This is a genomic window from Rhizobium aureum, assembly GCF_030182495.1.
In the GTDB taxonomy this organism is placed as follows: domain Bacteria; phylum Pseudomonadota; class Alphaproteobacteria; order Rhizobiales; family Rhizobiaceae; genus Rhizobium; species Rhizobium tropici_C.
The window spans coordinates 1,006,659-1,023,385 of the sequence record NZ_JAQJCI010000001.1 but is presented as its reverse complement, the minus strand read 5'-3'; the positions used below and the strand labels follow the sequence as shown (position 1 = coordinate 1,023,385).

Sequence of the window (16,727 nt, the reverse complement as noted above, 5' to 3'; positions counted from 1 at the left end):
AACGGCGCGGAAGGGCAGGTGAAGTTCGCCATGGAAAAGGGCGGTTCAGCTTTTCACGGGATCGCTGAGCCGCCCTGTCTAGTTTTGCGCCCATGCGCCAATCAGCATGCGCATGAAATGCTCCGCGGCCGGTGAAAGCTTCCCCCCGCGACGCCGGACGACACCGATGGTGCGGGAGATCTCCGGATTTCGAATGGGGCGAGTGATCAGGAAGGGATGTTCGCCCTGTGGTGTCGCCATCTTAGGCAGCACCGAAATTCCCAATCCGGCTTCGACCAGACCGAGTGACGTCGAAAGATGCGTGACCTCGTAAAACCAGTTGAGCTTGATATTGGCTCTCGCCAGAGCCGCATCCAGGAGTGTCCTGTTCGCGCTGGAGCGATGAACCGTAATAAGGGGATAAGGCTCGAGATCCTGCCATCGCACTTCCGTCGTTTCGGCCAGCGGATGGTCTCGTTTGGCTGCCAGGACGAAGGGATCCTCCGCAAGCCTCTCGAACACCAGATCGCTGTCTGAGCTTCCCATGATGTTGATTCCGAATTCGACCTCGCCGCGTGCCACCGCCTGCAGTGCGTCGGTCGCGGTAAGATCGAGAATCCGAAGCCGAATGTTCGGGTATTCCTGATTGAATTGCCGAATGACGGAAGGCAGGAAATAAAAGGCTGCCGTCGGCAGGCAGGCAATCGTTACCAAGCCTCCGCGTTTGGCTCCCAGTTCCCGCATCGAGAATAGCGAGCCATCGAACTCCTCGAGCATACGCTGCACCAGAGGCACGAGCTCGGTTCCGAGAGCCGTAGCCGCGACATGGCGCGTCGTCCTCTCCAGCAGCGGCGCGCCGATCGCCTGCTCCAGCTTTTGAATCCGCCGGCTGAGCGCCGGTTGCGACATGTTTAGCTGATCGGCAGCGCGATGAAAGCCCTGCAGTTCCACGACGGCCAGGAACGCTCTCAGGTCAAGGATCTCACAATTGATGTTCATTTCGTATCAATGTCCTCGATTTTAGCATTTCACATATCAATCATTAATTCCATAATAGCAATAACGAAGCGGATTAATACGATAAACACATTACTTGGCGAGAAAAACGCATGAATGATTTGCTCTCCATACCGTGTGTCCTGATGCGGGGTGGCACCTCAAAGGGCCCGTTCTTTCTGGCGTCGGACCTGCCGCGGGACCCGGCCGAGCGGGATCAGGTGCTTTTGTCCGTGATGGGCTCGGGGCATCCGCTTCAGATCGATGGTATTGGAGGGGGAAACCCGGTCACCAGCAAAGTTGCCATCTGCGGCCCGGGAACGGTGCCTGGCGCGGATGTGGACTATCTGTTCGCGCAGGTTCGCGTCGACAGGCAGATCGTCGATACCTCCCCCAATTGCGGGAACATGCTGGCGGCTGTCGGGCCGTTCGCGATAGAGGCGGGACTTGTGCCGGTCGCCGGAGACACCACGCTCGTCAAGATATTCAACGTCAACACCGGCAAGATGATCGAAGCCGAGGTTCCGACACCGAATGGCGCGGTTGCCTATCTCGGCGACGCAAGAATTGACGGCGTACCTGGCCAGGCTGCTCCGATCGCGCTCACGTTCAAGGATGCGGCGGGTGCCCGAACGGGCCAGCTTTTCCCAAGCGGTAAATCGATAGAAACGATCGCCGGTGTCGATGTGACCTGTATCGATTGCGCGATGCCGATGCTCCTTATCGAGGCCGCTTCACTCGGTGTGACCGGATATGAGAGTGCTGCTGAACTGAACGGCAATCATTCGTTGATCGAGCGGCTGGAAAAACTTCGTATCCTTGCCGGCGAGAAAATGGGAATGGGTGATGTCCGCAGTCAAGTCACTCCGAAACCGGTTCTCATCTCTCCAGCCAGACAAGGCGGCGCGTTGAATGTTCGCTACTTCATGCCGAATGAATGCCATCCATCACTGGCGACGACAGGCGCTGTCGGGATTGCAACGGCCTGTGTGAGCGAAAACACCGTGGCGTCCCGCCTTATCGGCGTTCAAACACCGCCCGTCGTGCTTTCCATTGAACATCCCAGCGGCCATCTGGACGTGAAGCTGCAACTGCGGGATGGGAAGCTCGTCGCCGGGATTCTTCGCACGGCGCGCAGGCTTTTTGAGGGCCATGTCTTTGCAAAGCCTGCCAAAGCGCTGGTTTGTGCAGCATAATCGATAAACCCATGGTGCCGGGAGGGTGCCAAAATGGAGGAGATCAAATGAAAAAGCTTATTCTCGCACTCGCGGCAGCGGTAGCGCTGTCCGGAACGGCTTTGGCGGAACCTGTTCGCATAAGCGTCGGTTCCTACAACCTCAACAACCTGCCTTTCCCCGTCGCGCAGGGCTTGGGCCTTTATGAGAAAGAGGGTCTGGAGGTTACCGTCGAAAACTTCGCGTCGGGCGGATCGAAGACCTTGCAGGCATTGGTTGCCGGCTCGACGGATGTCGCCGTCGGCTTCTACGATCATACGATTCAGATGCAGTCGCAAAACAAGCACGTTGTCGCCTTCGTGGAGCTCGGGCGAAATTCAGGGCTCGTTCTGGCCGGCGGCAAAGACGCGAAATTCGATCCGAAAAACCCCGAAACGATCAAGGGTGCCAAGATCGGAATCACCGCTCCGGGCTCATCCTCGGACTTCTTTATTCGCTACTATCTCCAGCGGCATAGTCTCTCGGCGAACGACGTTTCGATTATCGGCGTGGGCTCGGGCTCGGCTGCGGTCGCAGCGCTTCAGCAAAGCAAGATCGATCTGCTCGTAAATTACGACCCTGCGGCGACGTTCGTTGTCGAGAAGGGTGTCGGAAAGATCCTGATCGACGCCCGGAATGACGACGGCGCCAAGGAGATCTATGGCGGTATCTATCCGACATCGGTCCTTTACGCCACGCAGGACTACATCTCCAAAAATCCGGAAACGATCCAGAAGGTCACAAATGCAACGGTGAAGGCGCTTCAATGGATGAAGACGCACAGCGCCGCCGAGATCGTCGAAAAGCTTCCGCCGGAATTCATTTCGGGCGACAAAGAGACATACATCAAGGCAGTTGAAAACGCGCGGCAGATCTTTTCCACGGATGGGCTGCTCGACGAAAAAGATATCAAGACGCCTCTCGATGTCCTGACCTCGTTCAACGACAAGGTCAAGGCGGCCAAGATCGATCTGTCGAAGACTTTTACCAACGAATTCGTAGCTAAGGTGCCGGCGGCGGCATCGAATTAAGGGAGGTTAAGATGTCCGTGGCAGCGTTCGCGCCGGCAAAACAGACGCCCCAGGCCGGGGCCTCACCCAAAGCAATGGTGGCAATTGAAAACGTCACCATGTCCTTCGGCTCCTTCGTTGCGGTCCAGGATGTAAATCTGACGGTAGCCGATGGCGAATTCGTCGCCATTGTCGGGCCGACGGGCTGTGGCAAAAGTACGATCCTGAATGCAATCGCCGGACTTTTGAAGCCAGCGAAGGGATCTGTTTCCATCGATGGGGCTCTGGTCTCGGGCGTTCAGAATAACATCGGTTATCTATTTCAGCAGGACGCGCTATTCCCTTGGAAAACCGCGCTCGAGAATGTGGAACTAGGCCCCTTGTTCCAAGGTGTTGGCGCGGGCGAGCGGCGGGAGCGGGCTCTCAAATGGCTGGAGAAGGTCGGTCTCAAGGGCTTCGAAGACCGTTATCCGCATCAGCTTTCCGGCGGCCAGCGCAAACGAGTGCAAATGGCGCAGGCGCTGATAACGGGACCGAAGGTAATCCTGATGGACGAGCCTTTCTCCGCGCTCGACATTCACACTCGGCATTTGATGCAAAACGAATTGCTTCGCCTATGGCAGGAAGAGCAGCGGGCTGTGGTTCTGATTACGCATGATCTTGAGGAAGCGATTGCTCTGGGGGATCGTGTTGTGGTTCTGGCCTCAGGTCCGCGGTCGCGCGTCATCGACAGTTTCCCTGTCGATCTGGAGCGGCCTCGCGATGTCGCGGAGATCAAGCTCGATCCCCGTTTTACCGACCTCTATCGCAATATTTGGGCTTCCCTGCGCGGTGAAGTGGAGAAAAGCTATGAACGCCATGACTGAAAGACTTACCCAACTGGCATTGTTGCTGGTCATCGTCGGCGGTTGGGAAATCGGCGTGAACCTCGGCTTGGTCGATGTCTTCTTCTTTCCCTCGCCTGTCGATATCATAAAGCAGGTGTTCGCATGGGTTGCCGATCCAAGCTTTTTCAAGCACGTGAGCATCACGCTTACGGAAACGGTGCTTGGCTACGTCATCGGTACGGGACTTGGCGTCGCGGCAGGGGTATGGCTCGGACTGTCGCGCTCGGCTGCGCGTATCCTCGATCCGTTCATCAAGGGCCTGAACGCCATTCCGCGCGTGGTTCTTGCTCCGATCTTTGTCCTTTGGCTCGGCCTGGGCCTCTGGTCGAAGGTGGCCCTCGCCGTCACGCTCGTGTTCTTCGTCACCTTTTTCAACGCGATGCAGGGCGTGCGTGAAGTCAACCCCGTCGTGCTGTCGAACGCTCGCATCCTCGGCGCGAAGAAGTCCGAACTGCTGCGTCACGTCTATTTTCCGGCTGCGGCGAGTTGGATTCTGTCTTCGCTTCGAACATCCGTCGGTTTTGCGGTTGTTGGTGCGATCATCGGTGAATATCTGGGCGCATCGGCCGGTCTGGGCTACCTGATCGCGCAGGCGGAAGGCAATTTCGATGCCGTCGGCGTCTTCGCGGGGATCTTCATCCTGGCGGTATTTGTCCTACTGATCGATCTGGTCCTGGATTTCGTCGAGAGCCGCCTGATCAAGTGGCGGCCGCGCGTAGCAGAACGCGCGACCTGATTCCGCAAAGAACGCCAAAAGCCCGCGTAACGATCGAACGAGCCCCGAAAGTTGGACAACAACTTTCGGGGTTTTGATAATCATCCCTGGTGCCGAGCGTTCCTCAAGAATCCTGTTGCCACGGGCCAAACAGAGCTCGTGCAATGCGCTCTATCTCGATCGGCTTTTCACAAAGAATGAAGCCGGTAAAGCGCGCCGGAATGATCGACGGATCATAGCCGGTTGCGAAGACGTAAGGGATATTGAGTTCATTCAGCCTATCGGCCACGGGAAACACCATTTCGCCGTCCAGATTGATATCGAGAATGGCTGCGTCGACATCTTCGTCCTGGATTAGTTCGAGAGCCTGGTCGACTCGCGCTGTCGGTCCGATGACAATGGCGCCGAGCTTCACCAGCTGACGGCGCGCTTCGTTTGCAAGAAGATACTCGTCTTCCACGATCAAAACCCGGCGGCCGGAAAAGAGGTGACTGTAGCCTTGGCTCATCTTCGGTCCATAACGCTTGATCTCCTCCGATAAGGGAGTTCGATGGTGTAGATCAACCCTTCCGACGTGAATTTGATCCGTTCCGCTGCCGTCGAACTGATACACTGCGAGATTCTTAGTCTGCTCGGTTTGCGCGAAACAATACCGGAAGGACGTAAAAAACGCACGGAACAAGCTGAAGACGGAGCCGTTCCTTAGTAGATGCGAAAAGCGCTGAGAAACTGGCTTCAATGCGCCGGCTCGCTCAGCACTAGATTGTTCACATGACTGGCCGCCATCCGCGCGGATATTTCGCGCCACGTTGTGGCGTCTACATCGGCGGGCGACGCAAATGCCGCGTCGATCGCGCCAGTATCGCGGCCACAAGGAGAGCGTCGTGCACGATATATCCCAATCCACTAATCGCGAGACCACTGATCTGGAGGCCGAAATCGTAGATCTCATTCCGGCTCTTCGTGCCTTTGCCAGAACTTTCCATAGAAACTCCGTCGATGCCGATGATCTGGTTCAGGAAACCTTGACCAAGGCGCTCGCTAATATTGGACAGTTCGATCCAGGCACGCGGTTGAAGTCCTGGTTGTTCACCATCATGCGCAACACTTTCTGCACCAAATTCCGCATAGCCAAGCGCGAGTCGCCCGGAACCAAGAAATGCGTCTCCGGTGTTGGCGTGGAAGCGCCGTCGCAGGAGTGGACGATCCGCGCGAAGGAACTGGAGCGTGCCTGTAATCAGCTGCCGGAGCCTTATCGCGCGGTGCTCGAATACGTTGTCATCGAGGGGCGCTCCTACGACGACGCGGCCGAAAGATTCGATTGTGCGATCGGCACGGTCAAGAGCCGCATCAACCGGGCTCGCCGGCACCTGGCCGCGCAGCTCGATGAGGACTTCGACTGGCGGCGTTGATCTTACTGTGTCTTTCAGCGAAGCGGTGGTCTGATGAATGTTCCCTCGGATATGGATCGAAGCCTCACCGGCAACCTGCCGATCGAGGCTAAGGCCGTGCCTCAATTGATCGACCCGGATGCTGAGCCTTTTGTCGCTGCCGCCGTCCACGATCTCGCGGCATCGCAGATCCCGTTCCTGGTCGCCGGCACTTATGCGGTCAGCGCCTATACCGGAATTTCCCGTCCCACGAAGGACTTCGACGTCTTTTGCAAGGCGGGCGACTATGCGCGCATTCTCGCGCATTTTCAGGACAAGGGCTACGCGGTGGAGGTCAAGGACGAGCGCTGGCTGGGGAAGATCTCGAAGGGCCCCCACTTCCTCGATGTGATCTTTGCATCGTCAAACGGAACGATGCCGGTTGGCGATGAGTGGTTCGAGGACGCCCGCCAGCTCGAAATGTGCGGTTGCTCCGTCCGCGTCGTGGGGCCTACCGAACTCATCTGGTCGAAATGCTTTGTCCAGCTGCGGCACCGCTACGATGGCGCCGACATCGCGCATGTGATCCTGAAGGCCCATGACAAGATCAACTGGAGAAAATTGCTGGGATATTTGGAGGTGAACTGGGAGGTGCTGCTAATCCAGCTTCTCAACTTTCGCTGGATCTATCCCTCCGAGCGCGACAAGGTTCCCGATTGGCTGATGGATGAGCTGCTCGATCGCTTAAGTGCACAACGTGACTTGCCCTTGCCGCAAATGAAGATTTGCCGAGGCCGAATGTATTCGCGGGTCGATTTCCAGATCGATGTGGAGGAATGGGGTTTTGCCGATGTGGGCGGCGAGGGCGAATTGCGCACCGACGAGGAGAACTGACCATGGCCAACGATCAGCGACGAAAATTGAGGGTAGCCGCCGTTGCCGACCTTCACGTGAAGGAAGATCGGGAGAAATCCTACAAGTCGCTTTTTGGGGATATTTGTTCGGAAGCGGATGTGTTGGTGATTGCCGGCGATCTGACTGATCTCGGCAAGCCGAAAGAGGCCGAATTGCTTGCCGCAGACCTGCGCAACTGTACGGTGCCGGTGGTGGCGGTATTGGGCAATCACGACTATGAAAGCGGCGCCGTCGAGGAAGTGACGGCCATTCTCACGGATGCCGGCGTGAAGCTTTTGGATGGCAGGGCCGTCGAGATCGAGGGTGTTGGCTTCGTCGGCGTGAAAGGGTTTGCCGGAGGGTTCGGACGTCATATGTTGAGTTCTTTCGGAGAGCCTGCCATCAAGGCGATGGTCGCGGAAAGCGTCGACGAAACCATGCGGCTGGAAAACGCCATGCGCCAGGTTCGCGCCAGTCGATCCATGGTGGTTCTTCACTATGCGCCGATCACCGAAACCGTCGTCGGCGAACCACCCGAAATCTTTCCTTTTCTCGGCTCGTCGCGCCTTGCCGAAACGATCGACCGCTTCAAGGTCGATGCAGTTGTCCACGGACACGCACACCGGGGAAGCTATGAGGGCCGCACACCCGCGGGAGCTCCCGTCTATAATGTTGCGGCCCATATCGAAAAGCCAACGGGCAAACCATACGCGCTCATCGATCTCTAGCGACGAACCTGACGGGCATCGGTCCATTGCCGCCGATATGAGCGATGGGGAACAGAAATGCCTGTCGTTGGTTCTTTGTAGGAATCGAGGATCTTCATCGTGACTGCACAGGGAAAAACCGGCCAGGCAATGGATCCGGCAAGATCGAAGCGAGTGGATGGAGCTCGAGAAGGCTGGCGAATGACAAATGCATGCATGTCACCCGCCGGCTGATGCCCGCAGAAGGTTGAGACATCAAACATGACATGGGAGGTCAGCAGAGAATTCCTGGATCGCATGTTCTGGATCGGCGCCTTTCTGGTAAGCCTCGGGGCAGCCGCCGTCATCGGCAATGCGCGAGAAGGACGGCAATATCGAACGGATCCTCCGGTAGGGGCCGCTTTGGATGAACTGCGCCTGATGCCGAACGGGATCAGCGGCGCTCCCCCGGAAATCTACTTCGCGCTCGGCAAACCCTACGAGACCACCGCTTACGATCTCAGCCAGGGCAAACGGCTCTATTCCTGGTTCGGTTGCGGAGCATGCCATGGTGACGGGCGTGGCGGGACCGGCCCGTCTTTCCTGGATGGCTGGTGGCTCTATGGTCCGGAGATGGTGTCGATCGCAGCCTCCATCCGCGACGGCCGCCCGCGTGGAATGCCGGCCTTTCGCGACAAGATGACGATCGACGAGATCTGGCAGCTCGCAGGCTACGTCCAGACGATTGGCGCATATAAGGCAAAGACCACCGCGCCGAGCCGCAATGACGACAAGCAGACGCGCCCGGCAGAAAACCGCGCGCCGGCGGCAATCCTGTTCGATGAAGGCCCTGCCGCACCGAACGCAACGCAGGGGCCATCGCCTTGAAAGCGGGCGCTGCCGTTTTCCTGTTCCTGTCGGCCATCCTGATTGCAGGATGCAACGGCGCTCAGTCGGCGCTGAACGCTGAGGGAGCCGCGGCCGTTCAGCTCAAGCATCTCATCATCGGGATCGTGGTCGTCTGCTGCGCCGTGTGGGCACTGGTCATGTTCGCGCTGGTCCTCGCATTGCTGCACGCCAGGACGCCGAGGGAAAGTCCAAGCTCCGAAAGTGAGCGGCGGATGGGCAAGCTGGTAACGGCGGCTGTTGCAGCGACCGTTGTCGTCATCGCCGGTTTGACGATTGCGAGCTTCTATGCAACGCGCGGCCTCGGAATGTCCGCGGATGCCGGTCTCGCGATCAAGGTTCGCGGGCAGCAATGGTGGTGGCAATTCATCTACGATGATGCCGATCCGGCCAAGTCCTTTCAGACGGCCAATGAGATGCATATCCCGGTTGGCGTCGATATTCGCATCGAGCTCGAAAGCTTGGATGTCATTCATTCCTTCTGGGTACCGAGCCTCGCCGGTAAACGCGACCTCATTCCCGGCCGGCAGAACGTCATAACCATACGAGCGGAGCGGCCAGGTGTTTATCGCGGTCAATGCGCGGAATTCTGCGGGCTTCAGCACAGCCATATGGCGCTGTTCGTCATTGCCGAGGATATGGCTGACTATCTGCGCTGGGCCGCCGCACAGAGGGCGAGTAGCGTATCGTCTGCCGATCCGGAGGCGACTGCCGGCAAGGCTCTCTTCATGCGCAAGCCCTGTGCGGCCTGCCATACCATACGCGGAACCGAGGCATCGGGATCGACGGGGCCGGACCTGACCCATGTCGGGAGTCGCCAGACGATCGCGGCAGGGTTGCTCGATAATACCCGCGGTTCACTTGCCGCCTGGATCGCCGATCCGCAGACATTGAAACCGGGAAACAACATGCCGATGGTTCCGCTCTCCGGTGATGAGCTGCGGCAGCTTTCCGCCTATATGGAAAGCCTCAAATGACGAAGGACGGCAAACCAACGCAACCGACAGATTTGATGTTCGATGACGGCGAGTTAGAACGGCGGCTCGCGCAGACCTGGATGACGCCCGCCGGTGTCTGGGGCGCTCTGACGACAGTCGACCACAAGATCATCGGCCGCCGTTACATCGTTACCGCATTCGTCTTTCTTGCCTTGGGCGGGTTGCTCGCGCTCGCGATGCGGCTGCAATTGGCGCAGCCGGAGGCCCGCTTCATCGGTCCGGACCGCTACAATCAGATTTTCACCATGCATGGCTCAAACATGATGTTCCTGTTTGCCGTGCCGGTCATGGAAGCCATGGCGGTCTATCTCGTGCCACTGATGGTCGGCACCCGCAATATCGCCTTCCCGCGCTTGAATGCCTTTTCCTATTGGATCTATCTGGCTGGCGGTCTGTTGTTATGGATCTCGTTTGCGCTCGATACCGCGCCCGATGTCGGATGGTTTGCCTATGTGCCCTTGTCAGGACCGCAATATGGCGCGGGCAAGCGCGCCGACCTCTGGGCGCAGATGATCACTTTCACGGAAGTTGCCGCCTTGGCCGTTGCGGTGGAAATCGTCGTCACCGTCTTCAAGCAGCGTGCGCCGGGCATGTCGCTCGACCGCATTCCGCTGTTCGTCTGGTCGATGCTCGTCACGGCCTTCCTCGTCATCATGGCCATGCCGGCAATCATGCTCGCCAGCTCGACGCTGATCCTCGATCGTCTGGTCGGGACGCATTTCTACAATCCCGCGGAGGGCGGCGATGCGCTGCTATGGCAGCACCTGTTCTGGTTCTTCGGCCATCCCGAGGTCTATATCATCTTCCTGCCGGCTGTCGGCATGGTGTCGACGATAACAGCGACCTTCTCGCGCCGCCCCGTATTCGGCTATCTCCCGCTTGTCATGGCCCTGATCGCGACCGGAATCCTGGCTTTCGGTCTTTGGGTGCATCATATGTTCGTTGTCGGCCTGCCGAAGCTAGGCGAGAGCTTCTTTACCGCCTCCAGCATGGCGATCGCCATTCCGGCCGGCGTCCAGATATTCTGCTGGCTGGCGACGCTATGGGGCGGGCAACCAGTGCTCAAGACGCCGATGCTGTTCGTTCTCGGCTTCATCGTGACTTTTGTCATCGGTGGGCTGACCGGGGTGATGGTCGCCTCTGTGCCGTTCGACACCCAGGTACATGACACCTATTTCGTCGTCGCACATTTCCATTACGTCCTGGTCGGCGGCGCCGTCTTCCCATTGCTCGGCGCCATCTATTACTGGTTTCCCAAGGTGACTGGACGGATGATGAGCGAGACGCTCGGCCGCTGGGCGTTCGGGCTGATCTTTACTGGCTTCAATCTGACTTTCTTTCCGATGCATATCCTGGGTCTCGAGGGCATGCCGCGGCGCATATATACCTATCAGCCGGAAATGCCCTGGGCCGGTTTGAACATGTTCGTCAGCCTGAGCGCCGTCATCCTTTCGCTGGGATTCCTCGTCTTCTTCATCGATGTCATTCGCAGCGCTCGATCCGGGCAGATCGCCGGCGAGAATCCATGGGATGCATCGACGCTCGAATGGGCGACATCGTCACCGCCGCCGTGCTTCAATTTCCGTCGTATTCCGGTGGTCGCCGCTCGTGATCCGCTGTGGTCGCAGCCCGATGAACTCGCGGTTGCCGGCGGGCTGCGCACCGACCGGCGCGAATTGATCGTCAGCAGTGTCGTCGAGGCGCAACCCGAAGCAAGCGAGTCCTCGCCACGAAATTCGATCTGGCCGCTCCTGGCCGCTCTTGCCACCACGGTGATGCTGATCTGGTCGATCTTCTCGCCTTGGGCGGTCATTTGGGGGTCAATTCCGATCGGGATCACGTTGACTGGCTGGTTCTGGCCGAAGCAGACGCCGGAGGATGAATCATGAAGGAGCGTGTCGTCCTCGATGTTTCAAGGCTGCCGCCTCATGGCATGGGGAGAGCAAGCCCGACCTGGTGGGGAACCTGCGCCTTCATGCTTATCGAAGGTTCCGGCTTCGCGTTGGCGATCGCAGTCTATTTCTACCTGATGAGCCTCGCCCCGCACTGGCCGATCGACGCGCCGGCGCCCGGCCTCGTTCCTGGAACGACCCTGACCGCGATATTGCTGGCAAGCCTCGTGCCGAATATTCTTTTGTCCCGCTGGGCGCGGCAAAGAGATCTGCGCAAGGTGCGGATCGGGCTTATCGTCATGTCGGTGCTCGGGGCGGTGCCGCTGATCCTGCGCGGTTTCGAATTCGCTGTCCTCAACATACGCTGGGACGACAATGCCTATGGCTCGATCATCTGGACCATGTTGGGGCTTCATACGACCCACATCGTCACGGATCTCATCGATACGCTGGTACTGACCTGCCTGATGTTTTCGAAGCATGCCGATAATCCGCGCCGCTTCGGCGATGTCGAAGATAATGCAATGTACTGGAGCTTTGTCGTGGTGGCGTGGATTCCCTTGTACGCATGCATTTACTGGGTACCACGCCTATGATGACCATGGCCGCAAAATATGGCGGATTGATCCTCGCGCCCCTTATTTGGGCCGGCAATACCCAGCTTGGTCAGGTTCTCCCCTATGTCGATTGCAGCCGGCATACGCATTGGTCCATCCTGACATCTTCCGTCGCAATTCTGCTTGCGTTGGCGAGCGCGGCGATCCCGCAGGCCGGTTCGACCCCGGAGGAGGCGCGAACGGGGCTGTTTCTCCGCCATCTCAGTGTCCTCGTCGGGCTCGCCTTCGCCTTCGCGCTTTTCCTGCAGGGAGGAGCCACGTGGCTCTTGAACGCATGCGAACATTAGCCGCCCTCATGATCCTGCTGATGACGGGGCGGGAGGCTGCCGCGCATGGCGCGGAGGCGCATCTCCTTCATTCTGTCTGGACGATCGACCCCTGGATCGTAACACCGTTAGCGGTCGCGGCTTTTCTTTACGGCCGAGGTTGCTGGAGGCTGAGGCGACGCGTTCGAATGAGCCGATCTGTCGTGGCGAAGCGCGCTCTTTGTTATTGGGCCGGCTGGCTGACGCTTGCCGGTGCGCTGCTGTCTCCGTTGCACTGGCTCGGAGAGCAGCTCTTTACGTTTCACATGATCGAGCACGAAATCATCATGGCGATCTCCGCTCCGATGATTGTCATTGCGCGGCCGGCCGGCACGTTCCTATGGGGGCTGCCGGATCGGCTGACGCGCTGGACGGGGAGGGCGATGAGACGGCGCTCCGTGCGCATCGCCTGGCACTGGCTGAGCGGAGGAACCAATGCCACCCTGTTGCATGCCGTCGCCATATGGGCCTGGCATGCGCCGATCCTGTTCGATGCCGCCGTCGCCGATGTCACGCTGCATCGTCTCCAGCATCTGAGCTTCTTCGCCACCGCTATCCTGTTCTGGTGGTCGATCTTCTGGCGCAGCAATCGCGGCGTCGCGGCGTGGCATCTGTTCCTGACCATGCTGCACACAGGAGCGCTCGGTGCGCTGATGGCGCTGGCGCCACGCGTCCTTTATGTCGCGCAGACGCATACTGCGGAAACATGGGGCCTTACGCCGCTCGAGGATCAGCAGCTCGCCGGGATGGTCATGTGGATTCCAGCCGGGACGATTTACGCCGGCGTGGCGCTCGCAATGGCAGCGCTATGGATAGCAAATGCCGGTAGGGGAGCGGACCATGTTCAGCACATCCGCCCATTATAGATACCGCGGTATCTGGCTGTGTGCGGCAGCCATTGCAGTACTTTGCACTGTGATCGGCGTAAACTGGGCAAAGACTTCGCAGCAGCGATTGCAGGTCGCGCGCGTGCTGACCGGAGGCGGCGATCCCTCCCGAACACCACCGATCTTTCGTCGGTACGGCTGCACCGGATGCCATCAAATCCCAGGGATCGCCGGTGCGGATGGCCAGGTTGGCGGCGCATTGTCTGGCCTTCAAAAACGGGTCTATATCGCCGGCGTCATCAACAATACGGGCGATAATCTCGTTCATTGGATCGTGTCGCCGCAGGATTTCTCGCCCAACTCGGCGATGCCGAAAACAGGGATCTCGCAAGCCGAGGCCCGCGATCTCGCCGCCTATCTCTACACTCATTAATCCCGTTTAAGGATGCGGCGTCGGTCGAGGAGGCAGGCTCTTGATGTAGCGCGCGATGGCATCGCGATTGCTCTGCGGCAGCATCGCCATGTTGGTGACGACCTCGGCCATGGACGAGCCGACGCGGCCATGGTTGGGCGTGTTGCCGCTCTTCAGCATTTCCGCGATGTCGGCTTCGGACCAATTTCCGATCCGGCTCGGCGTGATGTTGGGAACGAAGCCTGTGCCCTCAGGATCGATGCCGCCGGCAAATCGCGTTTCGGGCCTTATGGCACCCAATCTATTGCGGGAAGAATGGCATTCCGCACAGTGGCCCAGGGTCTCGACCAGATAGCGTCCACGAGCGAGGACAGGATCGGTGCTGACGGGTCCTTGCATCTGCCCTTCGCGAAAGAACAGCAATTTCCAAAAGCCCAACAGCCGGCGCATGCGGAACACGAAAAACAGATCATGCGCGGGCGGGCGACCGGAGACTGGAGCCAGTGTCCTCATATAGGCCCTTAGATCCCTGATGTCCTCGACACGCATGCCCGTTAAGCTTGGATAGGGAAATACCGGATAATAATGCTGATGTCGCGGTGAAACCCCGCCGATCAACGCATTGGCAAGGTCCACCGTGCTCCAGCTTCCTATGCCATCGACGGGATCGGACGATATATTGGGTGCCCGAAATATTCCGAAGGGTGATGCGAGCGCGAGGCCGCCACCCAATCTCAGACGATCCTTCTGGCCTGGGGTGGCATGGCAGGATGCGCAGTCGCCGGCGGCGAAAATGAGCTCGCCCCGAGCTGGGTCGCCATTGCCCTGAAGGCGCGGATCATCGGGCGCAAAAGGCATGGCGGGTTCCGTCACGAACCAGATCAGAACGGCGGCCAGCATGGCCGCCAGGCACAGCCAAATCAGAATGCGCATGGTTCTATCGACCGATCCCATGGAGCGTGAATGATGGCGCTCTCATAGAACTGATGATCGAGCCATCCGTTCCGCTTTGCGGGCGGCGGACCCCAGATTATCGGCAGACACTCGCATGGACTATGTACATCAGATCTTCGCGGTTGCTCCACCTTCCCGCAGGAGCAGGAACTTCTGGGTGACAGCCGCCAGGTTGACATTAAGCCAGTTTGCCATGGCCTCTTCTTCTTCGAGATTGGACTGAAGGGCTGTTTTGCCGGCGGTAAAACCGCCGGCATCGGCGACAGTCAACAAGGACTTGTATGCGGCGATTTCGAAGTTTTCGAAAGCGAAATTGGCGAAGGAATTCTTCAGGATCTCGTCGCCGGCCAACGTGTGACCCATGGCTGTCATCGCGCCGGTAAACGACAACGCCATGTCCTTGAGTGTCGAATGGTCTTCATCCAGCCCCTCGAGTACGTCCTCAAGGCGTATGATCTGGCCCTCGGTCTCTCGAATATGCTGCTCGAGTTTCGCGGCGACTTCAGGATAGTTCTCGATGCGCGACAGCTGCGGCTTCATGATACTGAGCGCCTGATTTTCCATCGCATGGGCATTTCTGAGGCCGACGATAAAAGCGTCGCGGATTTCGTTGTCTGCCATGATGTCCTCCATTGACTGGAAACTCCGAACACAGACATGCCGGCGTTGTTCCTGCGGAAGGCTGGCCGCTGGAAGATTGGCAGGTATGCGGGCATGCGTGTGGCAGCATCTTGGCCTCAGCGGATTACCGGGTATTGGATCGCCGCAGGGGATACGGACGGCATGGGAGCCGGGACATCCTCAAGAACCCTGGTTGCTTAGTCGTGCTCGACGAGCGTGGATGTCGTTGAAATGCGTCTCAGCAGTGATCTTCACGAGGTTTCCGTGCGCAAGTGCCAGCAGCAGGGCAGAGGTATGAATGGCTTGGCAGATTCCACCTGTGATGGCTTTGTTTACCGCTTCGGTTAAAGGCAGCTGACGCAGTACGACACGTTCTGAAGGATCGTTCATCGGCGCTTGGCTCTCCATCAGCCCGGTCGCTAGAACGATGTGGCTATAGTTGGTTTGCATGGCTGGATTGGGTGCAAGGCGCCCACAATATTGCCAATGGCGAGCCTCGAAGCCGGTTTCTTCAAGAAGTTCACGCTTTCCGGCTTCCAAAGGCGTTTCGCCTGCGTCAATTCCGCCACCGGGCACTTCGAGCGATACGATACCGAGCCCATGGCGGTACTGTTCCAGCAACAGGACCGAGCTGTCGTCACCGATTGCAACGACGTGGACCCAGTCAGGATATGAAAGAACGTAATAGGGAGAAATCGAGTGACCTTCGCTGGTTACGCAATCATCGGCCCTCACATCGATCCAGCGATCCTTTAGAACTTGGCGCGATGATTGAATTGTCCACGGCTTCAATTCCATTGTCGATCCCTTTGTTAAGCGGCACTCGGCCAGGAGAATGGGGTGATCTCGAGCCTCGGAGCTCTAGCGGCAATCTCCGGCGATGCGCTGGGTGCCCTTCTCAACGCGCCGCCGCGATAAAGGTGCCGCGGACGAGCGGGAAAACCTCCTTCCGCGTATGTGGATCAAGCCGAGGTTTCTTAACGATCGGATGACCAGAATGCGAAGCCGGGCACCGATCGCTGCTTTACAACATCGGCGAGACAATGCTTCCAATCGATACACGATCATCTCAATGCACGATCGTCGTGGCGGCGGATGTTGCTGGCTCCAAGAGATCCTGCTGTTCGACGAAAGAGGAAATATGCACTGACATTCACCCCTGGCAAGCTGGCAGGGGCGCTGCATGAACGGAGGAACCAACCTATTCCTTCGAGTGTGATTTGATCCGATTGTCTGCGGAGACCCTTACGCCTGGTTTGCCTATCGGCGTAACCCGCTCTTTTTCAAACACGTTCGGGGCCATGCCTTCCTGCTCGCTCGATTGGCGGACCGGAGCAGGATTGCGAGATGCGTTCTTCCCGGAGAGAGAGTTCCGTCCGCCGGATTTTGCTTCGCTGTCTGCCATGACGGATCCTTTCTTTTTAAAAGAACCTTACCGAGAACG

At 58.4% G+C, this 16,727-nt stretch carries 19 protein-coding genes; 14 read left to right on the top strand and 5 right to left on the bottom strand.

Going from position 1 to position 16,727, the window contains the following annotated elements:
• Positions 1-78 precede the first annotated feature (78 nt).
• Positions 79-978, bottom strand: coding sequence for a LysR family transcriptional regulator (locus tag PH552_RS04825; protein WP_112345546.1), 900 nt, complete (start codon positions 976-978; stop codon positions 79-81).
• Positions 979-1,088: 110 nt separating this feature from the next.
• On the opposite strand from PH552_RS04825, the gene PH552_RS04820 reads away from it, so the two are divergent.
• The 4 genes from PH552_RS04820 (at position 1,089) to PH552_RS04805 (ending at position 4,822) form a co-directional block, all read left to right on the top strand.
• Entirely contained in the window at positions 1,089-2,171 is a 1,083-nt protein-coding gene (locus tag PH552_RS04820; protein WP_285165607.1) for a 4-oxalomesaconate tautomerase, read from the top strand.
• 47 nt (positions 2,172-2,218) lie between these two features.
• Positions 2,219-3,220: an ABC transporter substrate-binding protein gene (locus PH552_RS04815; RefSeq protein WP_113249009.1), complete on the top strand. Its 1,002-nt coding sequence runs from the start codon at positions 2,219-2,221 to the stop codon at positions 3,218-3,220.
• A gap of 74 nt (positions 3,221-3,294) precedes the next feature.
• Complete coding sequence (locus PH552_RS04810) at positions 3,295-4,065, top strand: ABC transporter ATP-binding protein (RefSeq protein ID WP_285165732.1); 771 nt, start codon at positions 3,295-3,297, stop codon at positions 4,063-4,065.
• A complete protein-coding gene (locus PH552_RS04805; RefSeq protein WP_112345550.1) occupies positions 4,049-4,822 on the top strand; it encodes an ABC transporter permease in 774 nt (257 codons plus the stop codon). Before PH552_RS04810 ends, PH552_RS04805 begins: the two co-directional genes overlap by 17 nt.
• 103 nt (positions 4,823-4,925) lie before the next feature.
• Here the strand turns inward: PH552_RS04805 and PH552_RS33720 are convergent, their stop codons facing one another.
• Positions 4,926-5,609, bottom strand: coding sequence for a response regulator (locus tag PH552_RS33720; RefSeq protein WP_350223705.1), 684 nt, complete (start codon positions 5,607-5,609; stop codon positions 4,926-4,928).
• A 76-nt stretch (positions 5,610-5,685) separates the two neighbouring features.
• On the opposite strand from PH552_RS33720, the gene PH552_RS04795 reads away from it, so the two are divergent.
• The 10 genes from PH552_RS04795 (at position 5,686) to PH552_RS04750 (ending at position 13,729) form a co-directional block, all read left to right on the top strand.
• Positions 5,686-6,213 (top strand): sigma-70 family RNA polymerase sigma factor, encoded by a 528-nt coding sequence (locus tag PH552_RS04795; protein WP_245430523.1) that lies wholly within the window; start codon positions 5,686-5,688, stop codon positions 6,211-6,213.
• A gap of 33 nt (positions 6,214-6,246) precedes the next feature.
• Entirely contained in the window at positions 6,247-7,065 is an 819-nt protein-coding gene (locus PH552_RS04790; protein ID WP_285165606.1) for a nucleotidyltransferase family protein, read from the top strand.
• A 2-nt stretch (positions 7,066-7,067) separates the two neighbouring features.
• A complete protein-coding gene (locus tag PH552_RS04785; protein ID WP_285165605.1) occupies positions 7,068-7,793 on the top strand; it encodes a metallophosphoesterase family protein in 726 nt (241 codons plus the stop codon).
• 276 nt (positions 7,794-8,069) lie between these two features.
• Positions 8,070-8,639 (top strand): c-type cytochrome, encoded by a 570-nt coding sequence (locus PH552_RS04780; protein WP_145644974.1) that lies wholly within the window; start codon positions 8,070-8,072, stop codon positions 8,637-8,639.
• Positions 8,636-9,634: a cytochrome c oxidase subunit II gene (coxB, locus tag PH552_RS04775; protein WP_285165604.1), complete on the top strand. Its 999-nt coding sequence runs from the start codon at positions 8,636-8,638 to the stop codon at positions 9,632-9,634. Before PH552_RS04780 ends, coxB begins: the two co-directional genes overlap by 4 nt.
• Positions 9,631-11,544 carry a cytochrome c oxidase subunit I gene (gene ctaD / locus PH552_RS04770; protein WP_285165603.1) on the top strand — a complete coding sequence of 638 codons (1,914 nt, stop codon included), beginning with the start codon at positions 9,631-9,633 and terminating at the stop codon, positions 11,542-11,544. The genes coxB and ctaD overlap by 4 nt, the downstream gene beginning before the upstream one ends.
• A complete protein-coding gene (locus tag PH552_RS04765; protein ID WP_285165602.1) occupies positions 11,541-12,143 on the top strand; it encodes a cytochrome c oxidase subunit 3 in 603 nt (200 codons plus the stop codon). Before ctaD ends, PH552_RS04765 begins: the two co-directional genes overlap by 4 nt.
• On the top strand, positions 12,140-12,451 hold the full coding sequence (locus PH552_RS04760) for a hypothetical protein (RefSeq protein WP_112345559.1): 312 nt from the start codon (positions 12,140-12,142) through the stop codon (positions 12,449-12,451). The genes PH552_RS04765 and PH552_RS04760 overlap by 4 nt, the downstream gene beginning before the upstream one ends.
• Positions 12,439-13,335, top strand: coding sequence for a cytochrome c oxidase assembly protein (locus PH552_RS04755; protein ID WP_483315477.1), 897 nt, complete (start codon positions 12,439-12,441; stop codon positions 13,333-13,335). The genes PH552_RS04760 and PH552_RS04755 overlap by 13 nt, the downstream gene beginning before the upstream one ends.
• Positions 13,310-13,729, top strand: a complete 420-nt coding sequence (locus tag PH552_RS04750) for a c-type cytochrome (protein WP_285165601.1) — start codon at positions 13,310-13,312, stop codon at positions 13,727-13,729. Before PH552_RS04755 ends, PH552_RS04750 begins: the two co-directional genes overlap by 26 nt.
• A gap of 6 nt (positions 13,730-13,735) precedes the next feature.
• On the opposite strand, the gene PH552_RS04745 is transcribed toward PH552_RS04750, so the two are convergent.
• From PH552_RS04745 to PH552_RS04735, 3 genes are all read right to left on the bottom strand, one after another.
• On the bottom strand, positions 13,736-14,641 hold the full coding sequence (locus PH552_RS04745; RefSeq protein WP_285165599.1) for a c-type cytochrome: 906 nt from the start codon (positions 14,639-14,641) through the stop codon (positions 13,736-13,738).
• A 129-nt stretch (positions 14,642-14,770) separates the two neighbouring features.
• On the bottom strand, positions 14,771-15,283 hold the full coding sequence (locus PH552_RS04740; RefSeq protein ID WP_145644805.1) for a ferritin-like domain-containing protein: 513 nt from the start codon (positions 15,281-15,283) through the stop codon (positions 14,771-14,773).
• Positions 15,284-15,463: 180 nt separating this feature from the next.
• On the bottom strand, positions 15,464-16,081 hold the full coding sequence (locus PH552_RS04735; protein WP_112345562.1) for an NUDIX hydrolase: 618 nt from the start codon (positions 16,079-16,081) through the stop codon (positions 15,464-15,466).
• Between the last annotated feature and the right edge of the window lie 646 nt (positions 16,082-16,727).